At 52.5% G+C, this 23,058-nt stretch carries 27 protein-coding genes and 1 pseudogene; 6 read left to right on the top strand and 22 right to left on the bottom strand.

Annotation, left to right across the window (positions count from 1 at the left end):
• Positions 1-347 precede the first annotated feature (347 nt).
• From H6F86_RS12135 to H6F86_RS12060, 14 genes and pseudogenes are all read right to left on the bottom strand, one after another.
• Entirely contained in the window at positions 348-731 is a 384-nt protein-coding gene (locus H6F86_RS12135) for a hypothetical protein (protein WP_190448865.1), read from the bottom strand.
• A gap of 20 nt (positions 732-751) precedes the next feature.
• A complete protein-coding gene (locus H6F86_RS12130) occupies positions 752-1,015 on the bottom strand; it encodes a hypothetical protein (RefSeq protein ID WP_190448864.1) in 264 nt (87 codons plus the stop codon).
• Between the two features lie 77 nt (positions 1,016-1,092).
• Complete coding sequence (locus H6F86_RS12125) at positions 1,093-2,499, bottom strand: ATP-binding protein (RefSeq protein ID WP_190448863.1); 1,407 nt, start codon at positions 2,497-2,499, stop codon at positions 1,093-1,095.
• A gap of 66 nt (positions 2,500-2,565) precedes the next feature.
• Positions 2,566-3,114 (bottom strand): pentapeptide repeat-containing protein, encoded by a 549-nt coding sequence (locus H6F86_RS12120; RefSeq protein ID WP_190448862.1) that lies wholly within the window; start codon positions 3,112-3,114, stop codon positions 2,566-2,568.
• A gap of 122 nt (positions 3,115-3,236) precedes the next feature.
• Positions 3,237-3,539, bottom strand: coding sequence for a hypothetical protein (locus H6F86_RS12115; RefSeq protein WP_190448861.1), 303 nt, complete (start codon positions 3,537-3,539; stop codon positions 3,237-3,239).
• Between the two features lie 227 nt (positions 3,540-3,766).
• Positions 3,767-4,453, bottom strand: coding sequence for an efflux RND transporter permease subunit (locus tag H6F86_RS12110; protein WP_242033487.1), 687 nt, complete (start codon positions 4,451-4,453; stop codon positions 3,767-3,769).
• A 173-nt stretch (positions 4,454-4,626) separates the two neighbouring features.
• Complete coding sequence (locus H6F86_RS12105; RefSeq protein WP_190448860.1) at positions 4,627-5,007, bottom strand: hypothetical protein; 381 nt, start codon at positions 5,005-5,007, stop codon at positions 4,627-4,629.
• Between the two features lie 17 nt (positions 5,008-5,024).
• Complete coding sequence (locus H6F86_RS12100; RefSeq protein ID WP_190448859.1) at positions 5,025-5,453, bottom strand: hypothetical protein; 429 nt, start codon at positions 5,451-5,453, stop codon at positions 5,025-5,027.
• A gap of 39 nt (positions 5,454-5,492) precedes the next feature.
• Positions 5,493-5,918, bottom strand: coding sequence for a DUF6714 family protein (locus H6F86_RS12095; RefSeq protein ID WP_190448858.1), 426 nt, complete (start codon positions 5,916-5,918; stop codon positions 5,493-5,495).
• A 222-nt stretch (positions 5,919-6,140) separates the two neighbouring features.
• A pseudogene (locus H6F86_RS32200) lies at positions 6,141-6,947 on the bottom strand (SDR family oxidoreductase).
• Positions 6,948-7,192: 245 nt separating this feature from the next.
• Positions 7,193-8,101, bottom strand: a complete 909-nt coding sequence (locus H6F86_RS12080) for an AraC family transcriptional regulator (protein WP_190448855.1) — start codon at positions 8,099-8,101, stop codon at positions 7,193-7,195.
• A 90-nt stretch (positions 8,102-8,191) separates the two neighbouring features.
• Positions 8,192-8,344, bottom strand: coding sequence for a hypothetical protein (locus H6F86_RS12075; protein WP_190448854.1), 153 nt, complete (start codon positions 8,342-8,344; stop codon positions 8,192-8,194).
• Between the two features lie 803 nt (positions 8,345-9,147).
• On the bottom strand, positions 9,148-10,140 hold the full coding sequence (locus H6F86_RS12065) for an SDR family oxidoreductase (RefSeq protein WP_190448852.1): 993 nt from the start codon (positions 10,138-10,140) through the stop codon (positions 9,148-9,150).
• Positions 10,141-10,282: 142 nt separating this feature from the next.
• A complete protein-coding gene (locus H6F86_RS12060; RefSeq protein WP_190448851.1) occupies positions 10,283-10,843 on the bottom strand; it encodes a carboxymuconolactone decarboxylase family protein in 561 nt (186 codons plus the stop codon).
• Positions 10,844-10,936: 93 nt separating this feature from the next.
• Here H6F86_RS12060 and H6F86_RS12055 point away from each other — a divergent pair, with 93 nt between their 5' ends.
• Positions 10,937-11,512 carry a TetR/AcrR family transcriptional regulator gene (locus tag H6F86_RS12055; protein WP_190448850.1) on the top strand — a complete coding sequence of 192 codons (576 nt, stop codon included), beginning with the start codon at positions 10,937-10,939 and terminating at the stop codon, positions 11,510-11,512.
• A gap of 130 nt (positions 11,513-11,642) precedes the next feature.
• On the opposite strand, the gene H6F86_RS12050 is transcribed toward H6F86_RS12055, so the two are convergent.
• The 3 genes from H6F86_RS12050 to H6F86_RS12040 all read right to left on the bottom strand — a co-directional run bounded on the left by H6F86_RS12050 (position 11,643) and on the right by H6F86_RS12040 (position 13,700).
• Complete coding sequence (locus tag H6F86_RS12050; protein WP_190448849.1) at positions 11,643-12,392, bottom strand: SDR family oxidoreductase; 750 nt, start codon at positions 12,390-12,392, stop codon at positions 11,643-11,645.
• Between the two features lie 68 nt (positions 12,393-12,460).
• Positions 12,461-13,051, bottom strand: coding sequence for a TetR/AcrR family transcriptional regulator (locus tag H6F86_RS12045; protein ID WP_190448848.1), 591 nt, complete (start codon positions 13,049-13,051; stop codon positions 12,461-12,463).
• Positions 13,052-13,139: 88 nt separating this feature from the next.
• Entirely contained in the window at positions 13,140-13,700 is a 561-nt protein-coding gene (locus tag H6F86_RS12040; RefSeq protein ID WP_190448847.1) for a TetR/AcrR family transcriptional regulator, read from the bottom strand.
• An 88-nt stretch (positions 13,701-13,788) separates the two neighbouring features.
• On the opposite strand from H6F86_RS12040, the gene H6F86_RS12035 reads away from it, so the two are divergent.
• From H6F86_RS12035 to H6F86_RS12020, 4 genes are all read left to right on the top strand, one after another.
• Positions 13,789-14,205 (top strand): VOC family protein, encoded by a 417-nt coding sequence (locus H6F86_RS12035; RefSeq protein WP_190448846.1) that lies wholly within the window; start codon positions 13,789-13,791, stop codon positions 14,203-14,205.
• Complete coding sequence (locus H6F86_RS12030) at positions 14,202-14,519, top strand: helix-hairpin-helix domain-containing protein (RefSeq protein WP_190448845.1); 318 nt, start codon at positions 14,202-14,204, stop codon at positions 14,517-14,519. Before H6F86_RS12035 ends, H6F86_RS12030 begins: the two co-directional genes overlap by 4 nt.
• Positions 14,516-15,073: a DUF1579 family protein gene (locus H6F86_RS12025; RefSeq protein WP_190448844.1), complete on the top strand. Its 558-nt coding sequence runs from the start codon at positions 14,516-14,518 to the stop codon at positions 15,071-15,073. The genes H6F86_RS12030 and H6F86_RS12025 overlap by 4 nt, the downstream gene beginning before the upstream one ends.
• A 113-nt stretch (positions 15,074-15,186) precedes the next feature.
• Positions 15,187-15,684, top strand: coding sequence for a GNAT family N-acetyltransferase (locus H6F86_RS12020; protein ID WP_190448843.1), 498 nt, complete (start codon positions 15,187-15,189; stop codon positions 15,682-15,684).
• A 297-nt stretch (positions 15,685-15,981) separates the two neighbouring features.
• Here H6F86_RS12020 and H6F86_RS12010 read toward each other — a convergent pair whose 3' ends face one another.
• The 5 genes from H6F86_RS12010 to H6F86_RS11990 all read right to left on the bottom strand — a co-directional run bounded on the left by H6F86_RS12010 (position 15,982) and on the right by H6F86_RS11990 (position 20,635).
• Positions 15,982-16,734 (bottom strand): SDR family oxidoreductase, encoded by a 753-nt coding sequence (locus H6F86_RS12010; RefSeq protein ID WP_199305244.1) that lies wholly within the window; start codon positions 16,732-16,734, stop codon positions 15,982-15,984.
• A gap of 135 nt (positions 16,735-16,869) precedes the next feature.
• A complete protein-coding gene (locus H6F86_RS12005) occupies positions 16,870-17,166 on the bottom strand; it encodes an antibiotic biosynthesis monooxygenase family protein (protein WP_190448841.1) in 297 nt (98 codons plus the stop codon).
• 19 nt (positions 17,167-17,185) lie between these two features.
• Positions 17,186-17,929: an SDR family oxidoreductase gene (locus tag H6F86_RS12000; protein WP_190448840.1), complete on the bottom strand. Its 744-nt coding sequence runs from the start codon at positions 17,927-17,929 to the stop codon at positions 17,186-17,188.
• A 752-nt stretch (positions 17,930-18,681) separates the two neighbouring features.
• Positions 18,682-20,247, bottom strand: a complete 1,566-nt coding sequence (locus H6F86_RS11995; protein WP_190448839.1) for a hypothetical protein — start codon at positions 20,245-20,247, stop codon at positions 18,682-18,684.
• 97 nt (positions 20,248-20,344) lie between these two features.
• Entirely contained in the window at positions 20,345-20,635 is a 291-nt protein-coding gene (locus H6F86_RS11990; RefSeq protein ID WP_190448838.1) for a hypothetical protein, read from the bottom strand.
• Between the two features lie 738 nt (positions 20,636-21,373).
• Here H6F86_RS11990 and H6F86_RS11985 point away from each other — a divergent pair.
• Positions 21,374-23,058: alkaline phosphatase (locus tag H6F86_RS11985; RefSeq protein ID WP_190448837.1), on the top strand; the 1,685-nt coding region annotated here is incomplete at its 3' end.

The following is a 23,058-nucleotide window of genomic DNA, read 5'->3' as shown; positions in this document are numbered from 1 at the left end:
AACTAGCAAGTCCTCAATTCTGCTCTACACAATACTTTCAGATCAATCCCAATCACCTTGTTACACATCTCGTGGGGTTAACGCCGCAGCTGCTTTGTTAGGCGACACAAGTACGGCGATCGCGTGGCGCAAGCGTGTGCTCGCCACTTCTCAGGCTTAGTGCCGTGTAGAGGCGGAGCTAAGCTCTACACCTACCTGTTGCGGACAGTCTACGCCACGATCACGACCTTTTGGTACTGCTCTGCTTGGGTAGAACCCACTGCGTACAAGGCAGCGATTCAAGGCCACTAGGCTGTCTTGGATGAAACTAATCCCACGCTGTGTCGATCACTCGGTGCCTCTCGTCACTATGCCGACAATGAGATTGCTGATGAATCATCGCCAAGGTCGCGGGCAAACGCAGGGGCATCAAGCTCGGCTATGGCGGTATCCAACTGCTCTAAAGCTTCCAGCGACACCACCCGAATTGCGGCATCGGTCTGCGCATAAGCCGTCAGCAGCGCTCGTTTCGCCTGGGAAAAGTCTGTAGCACCTGTGCGAGAAACTCGACCCCGTTCATTGGGACATTTGCTGATCGACGAGGAACAGAGCAACAGGTTCGTTGCGGAGCTTGAGCTTTGGGGTCGCGTCGAGCGCCGCTGAGCCCGAATCAGCCCGCAGGCTCCAAAAGCGACCGCCATACCGTTGCCGCAAAGCGCGTGCCACAGCTTACAAGGCTTCTGGATCATCATCCACGCTGAGAAGTACGGGTTTAGCCAGGAGTGTTACCTGTGATCGAGGGGTCGCTGACTGCTTCTGTGACAAACTTGAGGAAGGCATAAGCTTTTTCAGGCACATAGCGCAGGGTTTCACCCTGATATTCGATCACATATTCACCCGTTGTGGACTGAGTGCAAGCAGTGCAGGTTGAGACTCCCGCACTCAAAGCATCAATGCTAAGTTTGAGGATTTGCGCGCTGAGCCAAGCGTCAAAGGTGGCGGTAGAAAACTGAGAATGATTTAACTGAGGCATCATATCTACTCCCCGAAAATTTCTGTTCAATCAAAAGCGATGAGACCGAAAGCATCCACCGTCTGTAGCGGGAATGATGGCTACGTTGTGTTCAAAGTCGCCAAGGGTAATTGTACTGAAAAGCGTGTTTCACCTGGCTGCGACTCCAGAGCGATCGTTCCCCGGTGACGATTTTCCACAATGCGTCTGACAATATCCAACCCTAGCCCAGTGCCCTCACCTACGGGTTTAGTCGTAAAGAACGACTCAAAGATGCGCGATTGAATTTCCGGGGGAATGCCCCTACCAGAATCCGTAATGGCAACACAAACCGAGTGACCAGTTCGCGTGGTCGTAATTTTGAGGCGACCGTTTCCCTCCATTGCATCGATCGCGTTCTCAATTAGGTGTGTCCATACCTGATTGAGTTCACTACCGTAGGCCTTAAGCTGAGGCAAGTCTCGGTCATAGCAACGCTGCACTTCGATACCTGGCTTGAGCCGATGCGAAAAAATTTGCAGAGTGTCCTCAAGCCCCTGATGCACATCCACTACTTGCTGCACCCCTTGATCCAGGTAAGAGTAAGCCTTCATGGATTGCACGAGTGCCGTGATGCGTTCTGCCCCGTGTAAACCACTTTTAAGCATCGACATGACATCAAACGAGAGTGCCAGCCAGCGCACACCCATGTCTCTGAGTTCGGTGGGATCAGCCTGCCAGCGGGTGGTGAGATTGTCTAACGTCTCGATCGTTACGCCGCCGCTCGCCAGCGGCGCAGCCAGGTTCCAAGCCTTGGCAACCCCGTAAGTTTCCAGCCACTCTAACAACTCTTCCTCATGCTCGCTTAGGATCGCTAAGTCCAGGCGATCGTGCAGAATGGTCTCATAACCAGCATCGCGGACTTGCAGCCATTGCTGCGTATGCGCTGCCTCAACCTGGCGCTGCCCGTAGACCAGGTTCATGCGCTGGAGTTCTGCCAAGGCTGGAATCACATCCCTCAAGGCTTGCACGACAGCGGTTGCCGGATTATTTAACTCATGGGCTAAGCCTGCTGCTAGCGTCCCCAAAGCTGCCATCTTCTCGCGACCGCGAACAAAAGATTCGACCCCGCGTAGCCGTCGCGCCATAACTCGGAACACAGCTCGCTCAAAATCCCGACACTCGTGCAGTAGGGTGCGAAAGTCGTCGCCCGCCAGTTCATAAGTTAGACAATCAGTCAGTGCGCGGAGGGTGACGAGAATAGGTTCATCCGTGAGGATCGGCACTTCACCAAGGAACTCCGGTGCTTTATGTTGTCCGAGCGGGATGTCTACGCCTTCGCTGAGGCGAGTAATCCCGATTTCACCCGCAATCAAGAGAAATAAGCCCCGTGCGGGATCCCCTTCTTGCACTAGCGTTGCTCCGGCAGCTAGCTCGACTTTTTGTACGCGCTCGCACACCCAATGCAGCCGTGATAGGGGCAGGTATTGAAATAAGGCAAGTTTGGAGAGATCTTCAACACACAGCATCGCTTCTTGTTCTCACAGCTTGGTTCTTCCGCACAAACAATAGAGCGCCTTCTAGCCCATCATTGTTTACTCCCAGTGCTGCATCTCTAGAGCGAGGGGATTGAAGCCAGGATCAAATTGGGTCTTTTCATCGAAATACGCCTCTTTGAGATGAACCTGAAACAGATCGGCACCCCTTAGATCAGCACCGCGCAGATCAGCTTTATAAAAATTGGTGTGCATCAGTTCAGCACCGCAAAGGACGACTTCCCGCAGATCGGCTGTTTTCAAGTCCGCACTTGAAAGATTAACTGCCGTTAAATCGGCTCCCCCCAGTTTAGCGCCATGCAGCTTGGCTTCCCGGATGTCTGCTCTGCGTAAGTTAGCACCCTCCAGGTTCGTCTGGGTTAAATCAGCTTTTTGCAGGCTCGCTTGAGTCAAATCCGCTCCACTCAAATCTGCTGCGGTTAAATCCGCATCGAGAAAGTTGGCATCACACAGGTTGGCGCTTTTGAGGTTAATGCCCTTCAAATTCGTTTGCTTCAGATTGATTGCCCTTAAGTTTGTGCCCTTAAAATCTCGTTCTCCAGCCGCATAGCGAGCGAGCAGTTCAGCGACATTGATGGTACTGGACATAAAATTTCTCCTGGTAGGGTTCATGCCAATCTGATCTCACGTAAATAACGGTCAGTCAGGTTAACTTTACTCCAATAGCAATCGCTCATTCTCGATGTTTGGCTTCCACTTTCAAAGGCGATTCACCACGTTCTAGGATGCGGTGAAAGATATTTTGATAGGTAGAGTTGAATGACCTTAAAGATGGTTTCGTAGAGCATAGTGAAACTGTTCTGGTTTTGAATGTCAACCTTAAACTCAGTGGGATAATCGGCAATGCTGACGAGAAACGGCTCTGCGGTTAGACGTTGCAAGGCTAAGGGGACGACAAATACCTGACGGGGATAATAACAACGACGGAACTGAATACAGCGCTGGCAATAAATATCTTCAGGACACATGGTAACCGCAGCATCAAAGTGCCAGCGTCCATCTTCCAAATACATTGCTTCATGAACGGGTTTTCGTCACCAGCTTCGGCGCGGAACTGAATGCGTTTATCAGGAATACCCAGGTAACTTTCTAAACCTCGCACTAGGTGTTGAATCACCTGGACACAAGACTCTAAATAATTGGCAATCTCATTATGCGCCTGGTTATAACTTTGGCAAAGCTGTTTGAATTTTGACATGAGGCTGACTCTTATGCTGTGAAAAGGGAGGAACTAGCGACGCTATGATCGTAAATTCTGTAGTCGTCTCCATTGGCTCGTTTCTTGTAACCGAGTGGTAAAGCGATGCCATCGCTCACTCAAATTTGGCAAGTGTGGTAGCCCTTGACCACCGGAAAGATTAGCAAAGAGCGATCGCAGGACAATGTACAAAATCGGCACGAGGAACAAACTGAGCAGGGTGGAGACAATCATGCCACCAAAGACTGCCGTTCCGAGCGAGATGTGACTGCCGGAACCTGCGCTTTCTGTCTGTACCAGCGGGACGATGCCCAGGATGGAAGCAAACGCCGTCATCAAAATGGGACGCAGCCGAGATTCTGCTGCCTCGATCGTTGCCCTCGTGATGGACATTCCCTGTTCGCGCAGTTGGTTTGCAAATTCCACAATTAGAATGGCATTCTTACTGGCTAATCCAATTAGCATCACCAAGCCCACCTGACAATACACATCGTTCGGCAAGCCGTGTAGAGATTGAGCCATCATCGCTCCCAACACGGCCAGTGGCACCGTCAGCATACTTAATGATGGGATCAAGGAAGTTCTCATATTCGCCTGCAATGGTGGCAACATTCGGATTGATGCCGGGTCGATCGTCGCCGTTCCCAATGAAAATAGCGACATCAGCGCTAACTCAGTCAACGCTCGTGGTGGCAATATCTCGCTTACAACTTCTGGCCTCTTTGGCATCCAGCCTCGCCCTGAAGAGACACGTTTAAGCGATATTACCGCTACTGGAGCCAATTCGGCCTTCAATGGCACCGTGCAACTGAACATCGATCAGTTTGATCCCACTTCTGGTTTGGTCCAGTTGCCCTCAGGCGTGGTTGACTCCTGTCAGCAACAAAGCTCAACAATTAAATTTACGGTTGCCAGCGCCAGCTCCGATACGGCAGCGGTTTGGGACAGCTTGGTAAGAAAGACACTTGCCAGTCGGCTTCTGGGCATAACCTCTCAAAAAAGTATAGTCCCCATTGAGATGCTTCAGTTTTAGCGTCATTCCCGGCAAGCTCATTGCTGCTAACCCACTCCTCTGTCAAGGCTCCTAGCAATGCCTGCACCCTTGCCTGTTCGCTGCGGTGATAGTCTGCAACACCAAGATTCTCGTTCCTATGGGCTCCGAGGCATAAGCGAGGATGCCGCTTCTGTCGTTGGCTAGTTGCGAGATAGCAACTAACCAACAAAATTAGCCCTGTTTTGAGTCGAACGCTGAAAACCTTTCTATGTAGGGCTTTAACACCCATATGATAAACTTTCGCACTTACCTCGGCACGATGTCGGAAAGGAAGTCCGTGAACTCATCGGGCACGTCATCCAACACGTCTGCCCAAGGCTTACCTGATTCGCTGGCATATGGACTCATCGGAGATTCGTGAGCGAAGCCCTTTATAATGGCGCCGTGAGGATTGAACAGGATGAAATACTCATCGCCTGAGCCATCTCTTATGGTAGCCATCACCTCACCCTCGGCCCATTTCGAGTTAAAGGAGTAGTATCTGGACTCCCATTCAGGGGACATGATTGCATCCGACATGGCGAGGGATTGCGAAAGGCTCTTCAGGGATTCAATATCTGGAAGACCTGCCAACCTATTCTTCGACACCATAAGCATTCCTGCTTTCGCGACCCATAGCAATCTAACGGACCCGCATTCAATGGCCGACCGGGCGCCGGGCCGCGTTGCAGTCATAGGGACCGTTCCGTCCGCCCGGTCCGTTGCCGTGCGTGGTTATCCCGCACTGGCTTCCGCGCGCTCCGACCAGTAATTTGCGATCGCCTGATCAATCTCGTCGCGTTGAAACTCGTCGGTCTCGCGCTTCAGCTCCAAATAGCTCACGATCGCGTGCGCCTGTTCACGCTCAAACACTGCGAACTTGTGTCCCTGCTCGTCGAACCACGTCCGTTCTCCGTAACGGCGCGGGTTGACGCGTTCGCCTCTTCCCTTGTCCGTCAGGCCGTGCGTCAGGTGGAAAACGGGGTCGTGCTTGTCCAGCTTGCCGTCAACATCCGCGAGCATGTACGCCGACAGATAGAACCGAAAAGCTGCGTCTGAGAAGAAGCTGAGGGCTGACCCATATCCGTCTGGCGCGCGATCAAGGAAGGCTGGGTCGAGCGCTTGCCAAGCGGTCTTGCCTTTGAACTCCTGCTCAAGCAAGAATGGCTCGTCACCTTCGTTGCTGCCGCATAGGACCAATCGCCCGGGAACTCGACGCTCGCAAACGCCGAGCGGATCTGCAATTTGACGGCTTCCGAGTTGGGCATGGGCTTTGTGGGATAACGACTGAGATAAGCGGCGGCAGATAACCTTGGCCTCTCCACCACAATCGCTCGACCGTGCGCTTCATCGACTGGTTAGGCTGCGTCACTACGCTGTACATTAGGTTGTATAAATCGCGTTATAACCCAAAGCTACATCCACTACCTCACCCGAAATAAAACGGGCACGGTCACTAGCCAAGAAAGTCGCCGTGTCAGCAATATCTTGTGGGTCGAGCGCGGGGTGTGCTTTTAGCGGCTGAACTTCACCGACCACTCTAGCCTGCTCTGCAAAAGAACTGAGCTTGGTTGAGCGTAGTTGACCTTCTGAACGATACAGTGGCGTGTTGATGGCTCTCGGCGCGATCGCATTGACTGTGATGTTAGCAGGTCCGAGTTCCAGCACGGCTGCTTTAGTTAGCCCAATGACAGCCTATTTTGTTGTGCCATAAGCACCATTTCTAACCACACCCTGCCGCCCACCCACTGAAGAAAGCGTAATAATTTGCCCACCGCTACGCGCTTTCAGATGGGGAATGGCTGCCTGAATGGTATTGAAAACACCATTCACATTTACATCCACGACTTCGCGCCATTGTTGCTCCTTGGAACTCTCAACCGTCGTCCAGATGCAAATACCAGCATTGGCCACTGCAACATCAAGTCCGCCGAGTTCACGGGTAATGCGGCTGGCTGCTTCCTTCATCGCTATGTAGTTGCGGACATCCACTTTAAGTTTGAGTGCTTTGACTCCTTGCGCTTGGACCGCAGTGACGGCTTCATCTAATTCGCTTTCATTGGCAAGACGGTAACCTGAGATCGCCATGCCACCAGTCGGGTCTGCAATGTCCAGTAAAGCAACGTCAGCCCCATTTCTGGCAAAGTCAACGGCGATCGCTCGTCCAATGCCACGAGCCGCTCCAGTCACGAGAGCAACCTTGCAGCCAATAGTCGAGAGGAGGAGGTTTGGGAACGTTCGCTAGCTTGTGCAACGGGTTGTTGCGCAGTAGCTTTTTGTAATTTGAATGACGACATTGCTCCAAACACGCTGCCCGTCGTGGTCATTACAGCACCTTTAATCAGGTTGCGGCGAGTATTCATCATGGCTTCATCTTCCTCAATGCTACGGTCAGCTTAACGAAGCCAGCGTTAGGCAAACTAGTAAATTCTTGCTCAACTTGCTTTTTGTTTGGCAAAGATCTTCGGCGGTACACCCACGAAGCGTTTAAAGGCTTTATCAAAATGGGGTTGGTCGTAGAAACCAGCTTGTAAAGCAATATCGGTCAGGTTAACTTTGGTAGAGACAGCAATTAATTTTTTAGCTCGTTCCACACGATTTTGCAGGACATATTGATGAGGAGACAATCCCAATGAGTTTTTGAAGAGACGGGCAAAATGGAACGCACTGAGATTAAGGTGGTTTGCTAAAGCAGTGAGGCTCAGTTCTTCAGATAAATAGACATGAATATACTCAATCATTTCACGCAATTGCAAGGAGGAAAATTTGCCTCGTGGACGTGGCAATGACTGAGAAGAATCACTATGTTGCTCCAATAGATACAGTGAGAAGGCTAGAGCTAATGACTCTCCATAGAGCGCACCGCCATAGCGGCCGCTCGTTAATTCAGCCTCAAATTGTCTTGCGAACTGAGCGATGATGGGATCGAACTCAGCACGTCGCTCTTGCAGGCGAATGCGGTCAGGCTTAATAGTGTCTCGAAAACTTTGGGCCACGAAAGACGGATCGAGAGCAATCGCGACGGTTTCAAACGGTTCAAACCAGCGCGGAGCATTAGTCTCCCCAGCAGACTGTAGAAAAAAAATTCCAGGGTATGTTTGTGTTGTTTTCCAACGACCACCCTCTTTCCATTCGTAAGTGATGGGTTTGCCTCGATGTACAACCGCTAAACGATGTCCTTGCACATAATGTTCGGGATATTCAACAGGCGGAAGCTGATGGAGTTCGACTGTAAGGCCTCGCCAGCCCAAAGCAGTACTTGAACTCAAGACCGTACCGCTGGGCGCGGCAGGAAAGGTTTGTGCGGTCGCTGTGTCGATTAGATGAATTTGACTGTCAGGCATTGAGGTAAAGACAAACTACTAACCTTAAAACCCAGTTTACCTGATACCAAAATTTAGAAGCGTGGTCTACCCCTTTCTCAACCCGCACGGTTATCGGCGATACTCAAAATCTACATCCTTCGCCCTTCGTTTGAGTCCTGCGGCCAATCGCCTCCCTGTACCATCAAGCAGACTGGCGCTGAGGCGATGCCCACCATCCAAGTGAGCCAAAAGCTGTTTAACTTCGGTGCGGGTAAAGACCACCGGTAACCGCTCTGGTCGTTCAGCGTGTTCTATGCCATCAAGGTAAGGCAGTTGAACTGCCAGTACGTGGCGGTAGAGAAATCACAGGGTACTGAGTACCACGGTTTAAGTCGATGCTGCCACCTCACGGTCAATCGCTAAAGGAGATCAATCAGCTCGAATTTCATCGCCTCCCTATGTCCCTCGGCTGCCGCTTGTGATGGCACAGAAGGAAAGCTCGAATGTAGTGCCGGTAAGCTTGTTCAGTTTTAGGGCTGCAATGCTTGAGTTGAACGGACTGACGCACCGGAGCGACCCAACGTGGTGGTTGGGACTGAGACATGGGTCGAAGCTAGATCAGTAACTCATGAAGGGGGTTAGCCAGCACAATGGATGGATCAATCCCCCGCCTTCTAGGATTAACCATCAGAAGTGACAGCTAACACCCCAAAAGCACGGACTTAACCTGAAAAAAATCTGTTTAATTCCTTAAAAGAGGGTATATCCCGCAGATCTGGCAGATAATCCTAGGGAAATGTGTGCTTATCCGGCAGCTCTAAAGGTGAATACATAGTTAGCAATCCATGCGCAGACGCACCTTCAGGGTGGAAGTAACTGTCAACCATGTGGCAACAATTAGCAGTTCAAAGCGTTGATTGGTTTTAATTACTGAGTAGACAGCTAATCCTCTCAGTCCGGGCGTAGGGAAAATCATTTGTGAGTTGCAATGCTCAAGGGTTGTGTTGCAAAAATGGTAGGGTTGGAGGGCTTAATATTCTCTGATCTCAACCTAAATGGCATCCCAATCCCTGTTTAAGCGAAGCTCAGGCTGTATAACTCGCATTGAAGCCGAGCGCGTTGTCGATCGTTGTGCCGGAGATTGTTTTAGCAGCATCGCTGGCTAGGAAAAGTGCCGTTTGAGCAATCGCTTCTGGCTCAATTGCTCCAGCATTGCCTAAGGGGCTAAGCGGATTGAGCAAGGCATCCTGCTCCTCTCGGCTGGAAACACCCATCGACCGCATCTGTCCCTCACTTCGATACATGGGCGTGTTCACGGCGCCAGGCGCGATCGCATTAACTGTAATGTTATATTGCCCTAACTCCTGAGCCGCCTGCTTAGTCATGCCAATCACAGCCCACTTCGTCGCTGTATAGGCACCATTGCCAGCAAAGCCAGCCCTGCCCCCCACAGAGGCCATATTGATGATTCGTCCGCCACCGCGTTGCTTAAGAAAAGGAATGGCAGCCTTGGCTGTGTTAAATACACCATGTACGTTAACATCAACCACATCGTGCCAGAGTTGCGGGGTGCCATCCTCAAAACTGTGCCAAGCGACATAACCCGCATTCGCCACTACAATATCGAGGCCACCCAGTTCGCGGTGCGTACGTTCTGCGGCGGACTGCATCGCTGCTAGATCGCGAACATCTACCTGAAGTTGCAGCACCCCCGTACCATACTGTTTAACAGCAGCAACGGCTGTATTGAACTCATCGATATTGGACACACGGTAACCGCGTGAAGAGTTCAAACGAGCGGGATCGGCAAGATCCAGCATGGCAACAGCGGCACCGTTCCTGGCAAAAACTTCTGCAATGGCCCGTCCAATGCCTCGTGCGGCTCCCGTGACAAACGCGACTTTTCCCGCTAGAGGGAGCGCACTTGAAGGTTGAGGCTGTGCCTTGGTTTGAGGGGAAGTTTGCGCCGTGGCTGGCTGCGTTTGCAAGGGTGCTAGCCCCGCCCCTAACGCCATGCCGGTCGCTGCCAGGGTCGCACCTTTGATCAAGCCACGACGTGAACGATTTAGTTTCTTCATTCGTTTTGCTCCTTATGAACTCTGAGGACAGCTTATCGAAGCAGCCCTTGGAAAAAATTGTAAAATCTTGCTTAGCTGGCAACCTGCTTAAAGAAGCCTTTGGGTGGCATGCAATTGCCGCTCTAGCTAGCTTGAATGCGCTTTATGCAGTGACTGTAGGCTTTGACCAAACATAGGGTTGAAACGGTTTGTCGAGTGGTGTTGTAGCAATGTGATTCGTGTAATTGTGCATGATTTTAATCGCGATGCCTAGAATGACTTCTAGCACTTGCTGTTGGGTATACCCTGCCGCTAAAAAGGCTTCAAGCTCATGCTCCTCCACCCAGCCCCGTGCTTGAAGCATCCGTTGGGTGAACTGCCGTAAGGCTTGTAACTTGGCATCACGCAACGCGGTGCCGTTGCGCAGCGCTTGCAGGTCGTCCGCCGACATCCCAATCAGCTTCGCTAAGCCAGAATGAGCTGCCATACAGTAATGACAAGCGTGTTCATAATTCGCGCTCAGGTAGATCACTTGCTGCTCGACCGGGGTAAAGCTAGTTGCTGCAAATAAGTCCCACAGTGCCATAGAGCCTTTAAGGAGCGAGGGCGCTTGGGCAAAAATGCCTTCGAGATTCGGAATAAAGCCAAAGGTTGCTTTCGCCTGCGCTAAGGCGGCTTTAGATGCTTCAGGAGCCGTATCAAGTGTGTAAATGGGGAAGTCCATTTGCCGTTACCTCTAACAGTACAAAGGAGACAGACCTGTCTACCTCATTGACATGCTATTGTAAGGCAAAGGAGACAGACTTGTCTACTCATTATGAGTCCTGAATTGAGCCACGCGCGACAACAAATCCTCGAAACGGCCTCTGAACTTTTCTACCAGAAGGGCATTCAGCATGTCGGCATTAACGAAGTCATTGCTGCCTCTGGCGTGGCCAAACGGACGCTCTATCGCTGGTTTCCGTCGAAAGACTGCTTAATCGAAGCCGTCATGACGCATCGTGCGGCTGAATGGCTACGTTGGTTTGAGACCGCCGTATCCGAGCGCGGCAATACCCCTAAAGAGCGCTTATTAGCTACCTTTGATGTGCTGCGAGACTGGTACGCGAGTCCCAACTTTCGGGGTTGCCCGTTTATTAATGCTGTTCTAGAACTTGCGGATGCTTCCCATAAAGCCCATCACATCTCAATCCATTTACGCGAGTCCATCCGCCAAATCATTGTGAGCTTAGCAGCCGAGGCTGGAGTCAAAAATCCAGACCTCTTTTCGCGGCAGTATTTATTGCTCATCGGCGGTGCCAGCCTCATGGCAACGATTGAGCAGTCATCAGAGGGCGCCACCTTTGCCCAGACGGCTTTAGCAGTGCTTATTGATGCAAATGTAGGCGCTTAGAGTGAGGGCTGCTTGGTTGTACTAGGCTTTGTACTCCCCCAACCCTTAGATGCGACTGTGAGAGGTGATCGTTCTCACAGTCCAACGTACAGAGCGAGCTTACTTCAACCTCAGAGACTACAACTGAGCCTCAAACGTTCATAAAGCCACCATCAATGACAAGATCGGCTGCTGTCATGTCGGACGACTCATCACTAGCCAGAAAAACGGCACCGGGCGCAATCTCCTCCGGTCTCCCAAAGCGTCCGAGTGGAGCAGCTTGCTTGATATAGCTGCCAAAGCTGTCGAGCACCTCCGGTAGTAGTCCCATCTTGCCTTGAAAATTCGTGGGTACGAAACCAGGGCTAAGGGCATTGACGCGAATTTGGCGCACTGCCAGTTCCGCCGCCAAAGTGCGAGCCAATGATCGCACTGCCGCTTTGGTGGCAAAGTACACACTCCCCATGGCTGCCCCCTTTTCATTGACGGCGGAGGCATTTAAAATGACGCTTGCTCCTTCATGCAGGAGTGCAGCCAGTTTCTGCACCGTGAAAAAGACACCTTTAACGTTGATATCAAACTGGTCATCGTAAAACCCTTCGTCAATGGACTCTAGTGGTGCAAACAAGCCAATGCCGGCGTTTACAAACAGGATGTCAAGACCACCAAATTCGGCTTGTACCCGTGCTGCTAACGTGTCGAGATCAGGCAGTGATCTCACATCGGCACGCACAAGAATGACCCTTTCACCCAGTTCCTTCGCAGCGAAGCGTAAACGCTCTTCATCTTGTCCCGTAATCAGAACCTGCGCTCCTTCTGCAACAAACTGTTTAGCGGTTGCAAACCCAATGCCGGTAGTGCCACCTGTGATCACCGCCGTCTTGTTGGTTAAGCGTGCCATAAAGCTCCTTCCTTAATGATGGTTGACAGAAAAACTTAAACCAATTGGTCTAAGTTGAGACAAAAAAACTAGCCGCTTTTGAGCAGTGTCAGTGTCGCCTCTACGGTACTATGCAAAAGCGTTTCATCTTCTAAGACTCGGCCCAGTAAAGCCATGCCCTGCGTGGTACACAGCAGCAGACGAGCCATGTCGTGGGAGTTGAGCGCTGCACTGACTTCACCGGCTGTTTGAGCCCGCTTAATGACAGTACAGTAGGCATCTTCTAAGCCCTGAAGGTGGTGACGCAAACGAGCGGCAATCTCCGTCTCATCCGTGTCGAAATCAGCCATATTTGTGCCCAACATACAGCCTTGACTTCTGGGTAAGGCATGTCGTTGCTGCAAAGTTTGGAGGGCTTGCTCCAGGTTTGCTAGGGGCGAACCCGGAGCCAAAAGTTGATCTCGCATGGACTTCACTTCGGTCTGGGCATAGTAGTCTAGCGCCTTGAGAAAGAGCGAGCGCTTGTTGCCAAACGTATCGTAGAGACTCTTTTTACCAATCCCCATCTGTTTGAGCAGGGCGGCAAGGCTAGCCGCCTCATAGCCGCGTGACCAAAAGACAGCCATTGCCTTGGCCAGGGCAACTTCAGGCTCAAATTGTTTCTCCGGTCCTCTGCTCATAACGGCACGGTAGCACTATCTAGACCAATCGGTTAAGGTAAAAGCAAGCGCACATGACGCACCCTGAATGCGTTGCAGCGTCATTCAACTACAGCGCTCGAATTTGCTCACAGTACCTCACCAGTAATGTCTCTAACAGTTCTCTATAGCCCATAACATGAGCAAGATGAATTCCTCCTTGAAGTTCCGAAAGTAGCTGTTGGCTCTGCAACTCAGCCTCTTTTGCAGGGTATCCGATCGCCTCAAACTGCCGTTTTAGCCAGGTTAGATGCACTTGATACACACAGGGGGCAGGGTCTAGATTTTCTCCTGGTTCACTCAATAAGGCATGGCTTAGATTGGCGATCGGACAGCCCCAGGCAGTATACATCTCCCCCATACTGTTTGCGAATTCTAGGAAAGCAATAATCCGTTCCCGTGGGTTGTGCTTCTCCTCCAGAGCAGTGAGGGCGGTTACCAATTGATTCTCCCAGGTTTTCAGCACCGCAATGGCAAGTAGACGTTTGGTTTTGAAGTAGTAGTAAATGTTACCCTGCAGCACGCTGCTCTCCCTGGCAACATCATTGAGCGAGACATTCTCATATCCCTGGCGTTGAAACAGGTCGGTCGCAACTTGTACCAGTCGATCGCGCTTATTGCTTTTCGGCATCGGTGATAAATCAGTTGACTTTTGGTTGGTTGACCAACATAATAGCCAAAGGATGCTCAAGTTTCAAGCAACACAACAGGAGATTCCTATGACCGAAACCTCCTCCTATCTTGGGTTTACGATCCTGTATGTTCCCGATGTAGAAGCAGCGACTACCTTCTATGAGCAGACGTTTGGGTTGCGTCGGCGCTTTGTTACAGATGCGCAGGAATACGGCGAACTCAATACTGGGACAACGCACCTTGCCTTCTCGCAGAGCGAATTTGCCAAAGGTTCAACGTCGGTTCCGTTTGAAGCCGCTCAACCTGACAAATCAGCTCCACCGGTTGAACTAGGGATTGTCACTAAAGATGTGGCAGCACTGTACCAGCGCGCCATTCAAGCGGGAGCCACGCCAGTGCAAGAACCTGAGCCAAAGCCTTGGGGTCAAATAGTCGGTTATGTCCGTGATCTAAACGGGTTCCTGGTTGAAATCTGTACTGAAGTGCAAGCACTTGCAGCATGACCTACCCGTTGCCACATCATGTCAAGCTTCGGGCAGGAATCTCGACAGAAAGCATCAAACCTCTTAAAGCAATGCCTGGAGTTGGATCTGCCATCGCTAAGGATCTCTATCTCCTTGGCATTCGGCAAGTCTCTGACTTAAAAGATCGATCGCCCAAAGTCCTCTTTGATGACCTTTGTCAACTCAGCGGTGTTGAAATTGATCCGTGCGTCCTCTACACGTTTCGTTGTGCCGTCTATTTTGCCTCCACCACGAATCACAACCCAGAGTTACTGAAGTGGTGGAACTGGAAAGAAAGGGAGCTAGAAATGTGAAATGTTCAAAGCCTCTGCAACGCAGTCTCTATGCACTCAGCGTAGGATGCGTAAGTTTAACAGCACTCTCGCCTACATCTCTGGCTCAGTCTTTTAGTCTGCCACCTGAGCTTGAGCAACTTGTGTATTTCCAGGGAGTTTGGCGTTGTGAACAACCGACCGCAGGGACTGCTGAATCCGTGGCTTTAACCTGGAAAGTCGAGCGTGCTCTCAACGGCTTCTGGTTTATTGGCTATGCCGAGGAGATGCCATCAGCAACAAAGGCTCAACCTATAAGCTCGCGAGACTTTCTGGGTTACGATACTGCTGCAAAACGTTTCGTGCGCTCAGTTGTCGTTGGCAATGGCAATGCACTGAACCTCACTTCATCTGGTTGGCAAAATAACCAATTTGTTTGGCAAGGTTCTGTCGTGAGAACGGGGCGAGCGATGCCAATTCGAGAAGTCATTACTAAAGAGAGCGCAAACAGATTCACTGCAATTTATTTCGTTCTTCACGCTGCAAAGGAGGGGTGGCAACCTGTAGTCAATGAAATTTGTAGGCGACAAATTTAGAAACGGCATCCTCATGACCTCGTTGCAGTTTAAAAAGCAGTTCTGTTACCAACGGTTAGCCTTTAAGCCATCAATATATGACAACCTACTGATTTAAAACACTGGAGTTTACAATGATTCGACTAACTGCACCCGATGACATGACTGCTCTGCTTGCCGTAGCCAGTGCCGCGATCGAGTTCCAGCCAGACGAGCTTGAAGAGATTGGCAAAATGCTGGTTGGCTACCTTAACAGCAACGGCGACAGCAATTCTCTACGGGACGGCAAAGCTGATCGCTTCTGGGTCACGGACGACGATGACACAGATGGACCCGTGGGAGTTGCCTACTGTGAGCCGGAACGGATGACCGATCAGGCGTGGAACTTGCAACTGATTGCCATTCATCCCAATTACCAGGGGCAGGGGCGCGGTGGAAAATTGCTAAGCTATGTTGAAGAAACATTGAAGGCGCGTGGTGGGCGAATGCTACTGGTAGAGACTTTAGCAAGCTTGGAGCGCACACAGGCGTTCTATGCCAGGTGCGGCTACGAGGAGGAGGCTTGCATCCGAGACTTCTACGCAGCAGGCTATGACAAAGTTGTATTTCGTAAAGTGTTGAATGCCGCCTGAACTACGGTTTGAAGCAACAAGTAACGGGCAGGACGCAGCTTGTGTTGGCGATCGCGCCGCTCAACCATCATGCAACAGTTTTGACTTACCCTGGTGCTGGAACAAATTTATGGAGCAAATCGGGTCGGAGACCCATTCGTGTAATTTAGTATCACGGTGAACTTTAAAGGCTTTTGCAGCAATGCTTTCATTAGTTAGTTGCATTCGGAGCAGTTGCCAAGTGCGCTGGCGGTTTGGTTAGCTGCGGGTGGCAGCAACGAAACCCGAAGCAAGTGAGCCTGAGTAGAATGGCGCTGGCTAGGTGAGATTTAGTCCGCCATCGGCAATGATGATCTCGCCGGTAAGATAGTGACTGGCAACCAGCAGCGAAGCGAGCTGCGCGATTTCCTCTGGTTGGGCTCCTCGCCCCATTGGCGAGCGCTCCGTCCAAAGCTTTTGGGCGGCTGTCCAAGCTTGACTCATTGGAGTATCAACAAAACCGGGCGCGATCGCATTCACTCGAATCTGTGGCGCGAGACTCAGCGCCAGCAGCTTTGTCATGTGATTGAGTGCTGCTTTGGTAGCCGCGTAGGGGATGGAAGCGCCTTTCAGACGCATACCCGCATGAGAGCTAATGTTAAGAATACAACTCGGACATTCAGGCCTGGATGACTGGCGTAGTGCCACCTCAGCTTCGGCAATCAGTGTCCAAGGTGCGATGACATTGACTTCATACAAACTGCGCCAGAGCTCAGGTGATGCTTCTTTTAGAGATGTATGTGGAATCGTGGCACTAATGCCTGCATTATTGACCAATATATCCAACCGACCGTGACGTGACACCACTACGGCAATCAAATTACGAGACTGGCTCTGGTCTGACAGATCAGCCTGAACATAAGAGGAGCCAGGGTGTGCGGCTGCTAAGGACTGCCTAACCAGCACGGAAGACCTGGAATGAAAAGCAACAGTAAAGCCATCTTTAGCCAGTCGTGTTGCGATCGCCATCCCAATGCCCGAGGTTGAACCAGTGACCAGCGCAACTCTCTTTTCGCTTCCCTTTTCAGTCACAAGCCTACTCTTCTCCTTTTTCTTCAAGCTCATGCTGCTAACGGCAGAAGTGAGCGGCGACAGCGAAGACGAAAGCAAGCACAGGGCGCTCATCCGTCCGCTCCACTGCGTTGCTAGACCACACTCACAGCCGCTTTAAGACTGCACGACCACTTGATAGAGGGCTAGATTTTGCTCGTAGGGCACTTGCTGCGTCAACGCCGCCCCTGGCAACTTGTCAAACGCCGTTTGCCAAGCCGCTTCACTTTCCCAATGCGCTATGTTGATAAACTCAAACCGTGCGTTTGGATCAAGGCTTTTGTGCAACTTTGCATCGATAAAGCCTGGCTCATTCTTGCTCCTTTCCAAGGCCTCAGTCCACAGGTTGATGAAGGCCGCCTCCTGGTGCGGCGGTACAGAGAAGACGTTAATCAGTACGACGGGCGCGGTCATGACTGTTCCTCCAAGTAAGTTAAGCGAAGCCACCGGTGACATGCAGTGTGTGCCCTGTGATGTAGCTGGCATCATCGCTGACCAAAAAAGCCACCGCGTTCACCATGTCCTGCGGTGCTGCCAAACGCTGTAATGGTGCTAGTTGCTTGAGCTGCGCTTGCTCCTCAGCCGCAACCATACTCGTAAAGGAATCAGTTGTGGTCGGTCCAGGCATGATGGCATTCACTCGAATCCCACGTGCACCCACTTCTTTAGCCAGTGCAAACGTAAAAGCCTCAATGGCCGCTTTGCTACCGGCAATCCCAGAGAGGTTGGGTTGCGGTTGTACCGTATAGGGCGTGGAAAAGGTCACAATACGTCCACCGTCAGCCATGTGCTTCACCGCTTCCTGAAGCGCGAAGAAGTTACCTTTAGCATTAAAGGTGAAGACAGCGTCAAACTCTGCCTCTGTGGTTTCAGCCAGCGGTTTGACCAAGCGCGGTGCGCCACCACTGATGATCAAAATATCAAGCCGACCAAAGTGGCTGATTGTGTTGTGAAACAAGCTACGAATCTCATCGAGCTTGGCCAGATCTAGTGGGAGCGCCATCGCGTCTGAGCCGTGCGCTTGCATGCCCGCCACGACTGCCTCCGCTTGGTCGCGGTTGTCAGCATAGGTGACCACTACGTTGGCGCCATCACGTCCTAACCGTTCGGCGATCGCTTGGCCAATCCCACGGGAGGCACCGATCACGATGGCGACTTTGCCTGCAAGAGAGCTCATAATTTCCCTCGATTGAATATTGAACTTTTAGAGGCACCGCAAACCGCTAGCCATAGCGCCTTGGCTGCGTTTGAGCCACGGACACAAAAGGGTCGTGCAGGCTGGCAGGCTCAAGCATGAAAGCTTGCAGTCGTCTCAAACTGAGCTCGCTCCGGTCACTGGCGCGGTGCCGCCAACAGACCCTCCATTAACCCAAACCGCGCTGGTGCCCTGATGACTATAGTGGTCGAAAGGCTGGCACAGCAACTGTTGTGCTCGACAGCACCAGCGCGAGTGTGGCGAGGCGATTCAAGGAAAAGACTTGGCTTTGCATGGTGTTTGCCTGGGTTGCTGGAGGATGCTGTGTGACCGTCTTGGGCTTACAGACAGCCTCCACCGCCAAGCTAAAGCGACGTTGAAGGTGAGCTGGGAATGAGGGTGTAATTGGCTGAGCATTTTCTCAGAAAACGTGCTTCCAGCTCAAGCGCCTTGAGTTTTGGCTAGTTGCGGGTTCTGCAACCCACCACGCAGCAAGTGAGCCTGAGTAGCAGTGATCGCATGGACTTCACTTTGAGGCAAGGGCTCACTTTGACACGCATCGTTGCTAGACCCCAGCGCCGCAGCGCTAGAGTAGAGAGCGGCACCAAGTCTGAACTTGACGACCTTACGACTGCCCCGTTAGGGCGAGACAACCGACGGCACTGAGCACCCATCGCAAGAGCGCTGCGCTCGCTCCAAGTAGCCAACCGTTGCACTGCCAGCACCGCCTTTTGCTACTGCATCGACAGCGCCACCTGCAGCGCTTGCTCAAGGATGGCCGTCGCTTGGGCTCGACTAGCAACGCTGTCTTGGGCCCGGTACTCGGTCGCAATCATGATCAGTGCTTGGCCCTTGTACACCTTGCTGCGGATCCCTTGCGCCACACGTAACGCCTGGTCAAATTGACCCTTTTGGGCAAACGATTGCGCTAAAGCCGGCAGCAACCAATCTAAATGAGCCGGATCCTGAGCCAGCGATGGTATCGCTTGCACAACCTGCTGTGCCTGCTGTGGTTGACCGGCTGCCGCATAAGCCAGTGCGATGTCAGGTAGGATGCCTTGCACTCGTTCCCGTCGCGCCAGTTGCAACGCCTGGTCATACTGCTGGTAGGCTAGATATTGTCTGACGATTTCAGACAGGACCAGGTTGTTTGCCGTTGCGAGCGACCGCGCCAACTTCACGGCCTCAGCGACCGCGTCCAATTTAGCATACTGCAGCGCGATCACTTGTAACACTGGCTCTCGGTCGGTCTGCGTTTTAATTTGACCAGCTAAGGCACGCGCCGTCTGCAGCTGTCCCATGGCAGCATAGGCTCTCGCCACATGGGCAACGGCAGCAGGGCGTAAGGACGGGGCTAAAGCCTGTGCTTGCGCTAGAGCGGTCGCTAACAGCGCCGTGGCTTGACTCACTTCCCCTAAGTTGGCGTACAGCGTCGACGCTTGACTGAGCAACTGGACAGGTGTGGCGGGAAACTGCGTTGCTCGCAGGGCTTGAATTTCTGGTAGCACTTGCTGGAGGAGCGCGAGCACTGGCGCTTGCTGTCCGCTCTCAAACATCAACGTGGCAATTTGAAGTGTTTGCGTCAGGTCCCAGGACCGCTCCGCTTCCGTTTGTGACTGCGAAGCGCGGATACTCGCGAGGGCTGACTGCAGCACGATGGGCAAGAAGGCTGTTTGTCTAGAGCGCTTCAGTTCAAAGGCCATCCCTAGCAGGGTCTGGCGCTGGCGGCGCAGATCGGGCTCGCGTTGAGCCAGGGCCAGCGCTTCGTCCAAAAGTTGCCGCGCTTGCTCCGGCTTTTGCGCCTGCTGATACGAGTCCACTACGCGGAGCATGGCAATCGGGCGAAACCCGTGATCGACGCCGCGTACAATGGCTAGCGCAAAAGCATCATAGCCAGCTTTGGCATATTCACCCGCGCGGTTGAGTAGGGCTTCTTCGGGTGAGGTGGCACTGAGGGTACAGTTCGCGAGCGTCTGAGCCCGCCCCACCTGGAACGCTTCTGTGAACAACTGTTGCCCCTTACTCGCTTGCCCCACCAGCGTGTAGCCGTTAGCCACTCGCAGGAGCGGTGTGGCTTGATAACAAGCACTCGGCATCGTGGCGATGAGGGCGAGTGCCTGGTCCAAGACTTTGACCGCCGCTGGTGAGGGGTCAGTAGCCGCATATTGAAACGCAATCTCAGCGACGAGCGGCGCTTTAGATTGGCTGCCTTCCTTCCCCCAGCCTGGCTGAGTGGGCCAGAGCATCGTCAGCAGTGCGAGCACCATTAACCCGGTGCGGCGTCTCATTGCTCGTGTCATGTCTCTGCTCTCAACGTGGTGCGAAGGGGTCATCACTTCGGTGACGCCCAAGTAAACGCGGCGTGCCGCTGGGACGCTCAAGTTCATGCAAACTTTATCAAGACTGGCAGGCGTGACGGCGGGCAGCGAACCCCGCAGCGACGGCGCTGCGGTAAGAAGCAGAACGGGACGCTAAGGCCGACCGCAGCGCTGCCTTCAGACCGCGGCGACGGCGAAAAACAAACGCGCCTGAAACCTCTAGGTCCAGGTAAACCGAGTTGCCCCAGTGCTGGCTCAGACCATTCTTGCGGTCACTAAACTGTAGCGTTCGCTGCTTTGCCGCTCCTGGCTTAACCAACGGTCGCGGCGCTGCCTTCACCCCCTCTCGCACCTTAGCCGCCTTAGACACTTAACCCGACCCGAGCGAGGATGCCGCTTCCGTTGTTGGTCGGTTGCGGGTTCTGCAACTAACCAAACGTTTTTCTAGCAGTTACCTTTATGGGCGGTGAAAGCTTTGTGGCATAACATCTCCAACCAGTCTGTTCAAATGCCCCCACTGGTCCGACAAGACCATCGCACATGCAACACGATGCTTTCAGGCAAGAAGTGCCGCCACTTAAACAGCGATTGCGATGCCATTTAGGTTGATGTCAACGGTTAAGAGGTGCTACTACCGCCACCCCTCATGCCGGTAGCAGCGTCTCTCGCGCTCGGTCGCTTGGAAGCGAGTCGGAGTAGACCTCGGTGAGTCGGGAAGAGAGGGTAGTGCCGCTGACCTTACCAGGCGCTGGTTTTATGCAACCCAACCTGATTGGTTGCAAGCATAACAATTTCCTTCGATGTTTCTTAAATCGAGGGAAAAGAAACCCTTAAACAGCCTTAACCTTGACATGAAATGCTTGAGAGAGGCATCAGCACTTTGCTTGGAGAGACAGTTTGAGTCGTAACGAGTCTCTTACAGGAGAAAATTTTAGCTTTCGATCGCCGCTGACCCGGAGTTAAACCAGCAGCAAACTCATCATTCCATCACCCTTGCTTGTGCTTCAACGGCACTAACCGTTGGAGGAGTTTTTGTGCGCAAGCGTCAGGCAAAACTGCTCCTGACTAACAGCGAGTCTTGACCCACCAATTAAGAAATTAAAATATCATGACCACTGGAAATCACGTTATTTTCATTCACCCTGATGGCACCAGCCCCTCTCACTACGCGGCCGTCCGCTTTATTGATAAGGGTCCCGATGGGCGCTTAAATTGGGACACGCTTGATCGCGCAGGCGTCTACTTGGGGCACCTGGAAGACCAGTTAGGAGGAACCTCCAATGCGGGTGCCGTTACCCATGCAACAGGTGCAAAAACCTATGCAGAGTCGTTTGGTCTCAATGCCGATGGTTCTCCCATTGAGTCCTTATCTGGCAATACAGGTAAGACGATCGTTCAAGAGGCGATTGCCACCAATAAAGTGACCGCTTTAGTGCAGTCAGGAGCAGCCTATGAACCGGGTACCGCTGCCTTCGTGGCTCAAGTCGGTGAGACGACCGTCGACGGTCAGCGGATTCCACCCCGTCAACGGTTAGCAGACATCACCAGAGAGGTGATTCTGTCGGGTGCAGATTTCATTCTGGGCGGCGGCGAACTCAACCTGATTCCGGTGGGACAGAATGGCTTCCACGGCACTGCCGCTGAGTACAATGCCCTGAGCACCAACGCGCTGCAACGTCCATCGGAGAACTTGATCGACCTGGCAAAGAGCTTAGGTTACACGGTCGTCTATACCGAGCAACAACTCAACGCTTTGCTCGATCCTACTAAGTACCCCACCCCGCCAACCAAAGTATTAGGGGTCTTTGCTCCGGTTCACACCTTTAACGATCGCCCTGAAGAAGTTCTAGCTCAAAGCCAGCTGCCGCTCTACCGTGAGACCGCTCCCACCATTGGTGAAATGTTGGCTGTCACTCAGAAGTTGATGGAAAAGCACCCCAACTTCAGCAATGGCTCCATTGCGATCGTCGAAGAGGAAGGTAGCGACAACTTTGGGAACAACAACAACGCTGCTGGAACGATCGAAGGCACCCGGCGAGCCGATGCTGCCATCGGTGTCGCAGTAAACTTCATCAATAAGTATCCCAACACTTTGCTGTTAACAGCAGCGGATAGTGATGCCGGCGGCTTGCAAACCCTTGATCGCGACGATCCCACGGCACCCGTTGGCACTGTTAACAGTAACCCCACCACTTCAAGCCGACCGGTTCCCCTTGACGGTCAAACCGGCGCCAATACCCTGCCATTCATTGCGGCTCCTGATGCAAATGGCGATGTTTTCCCCTTTGCCGTTGGCTGGGTGGGCACCCCTGATTTCAGCGGCTCGATCGTTAGCAAAGCGCATGGCCTCAATGCAGACAAACTGCCTGCGACGGTCGATAACACAGGCATGTACGAGTTGATGTACGAGACGCTGTTTAAGACTGAATTGCCCTCTCGCGTGACACCACCCACGACTGCTCCCACTGCAACCCAGGACACAGGGAACGTCATCTTCATTCACCCAGATGGTACCAGCCCTTCGCACTACATGGCGCTACGGAACATCGACAAAGGGCCGGATGGTCGGTTGAACTGGGATCGGATGTCCAACGCGGGCGTTTACCTGGGGCATATGGAAAACCAGCTGACTGGCACATCCAACGCGGGTGCTGTCACTCATGCTAATGGTGTCAAGGTCTTTGATGAGTCCTTTGGTCTAGAGGAGGATAATACTGAGGTTGTGCCGCTGTCTGGGAAAGTTGGCAAAACGATCCTGGAAGAAGCGATCGACGCTGGCAAAGCGACCGCCCT

This window comes from Phormidium sp. FACHB-592 (assembly GCF_014695795.1).
Lineage (GTDB): Bacteria > Cyanobacteriota > Cyanobacteriia > Leptolyngbyales > Leptolyngbyaceae > Stenomitos.
The sequence above is the reverse complement of the archived record's forward strand: the minus strand, read 5'-3'. Positions and strand labels throughout refer to the sequence as shown.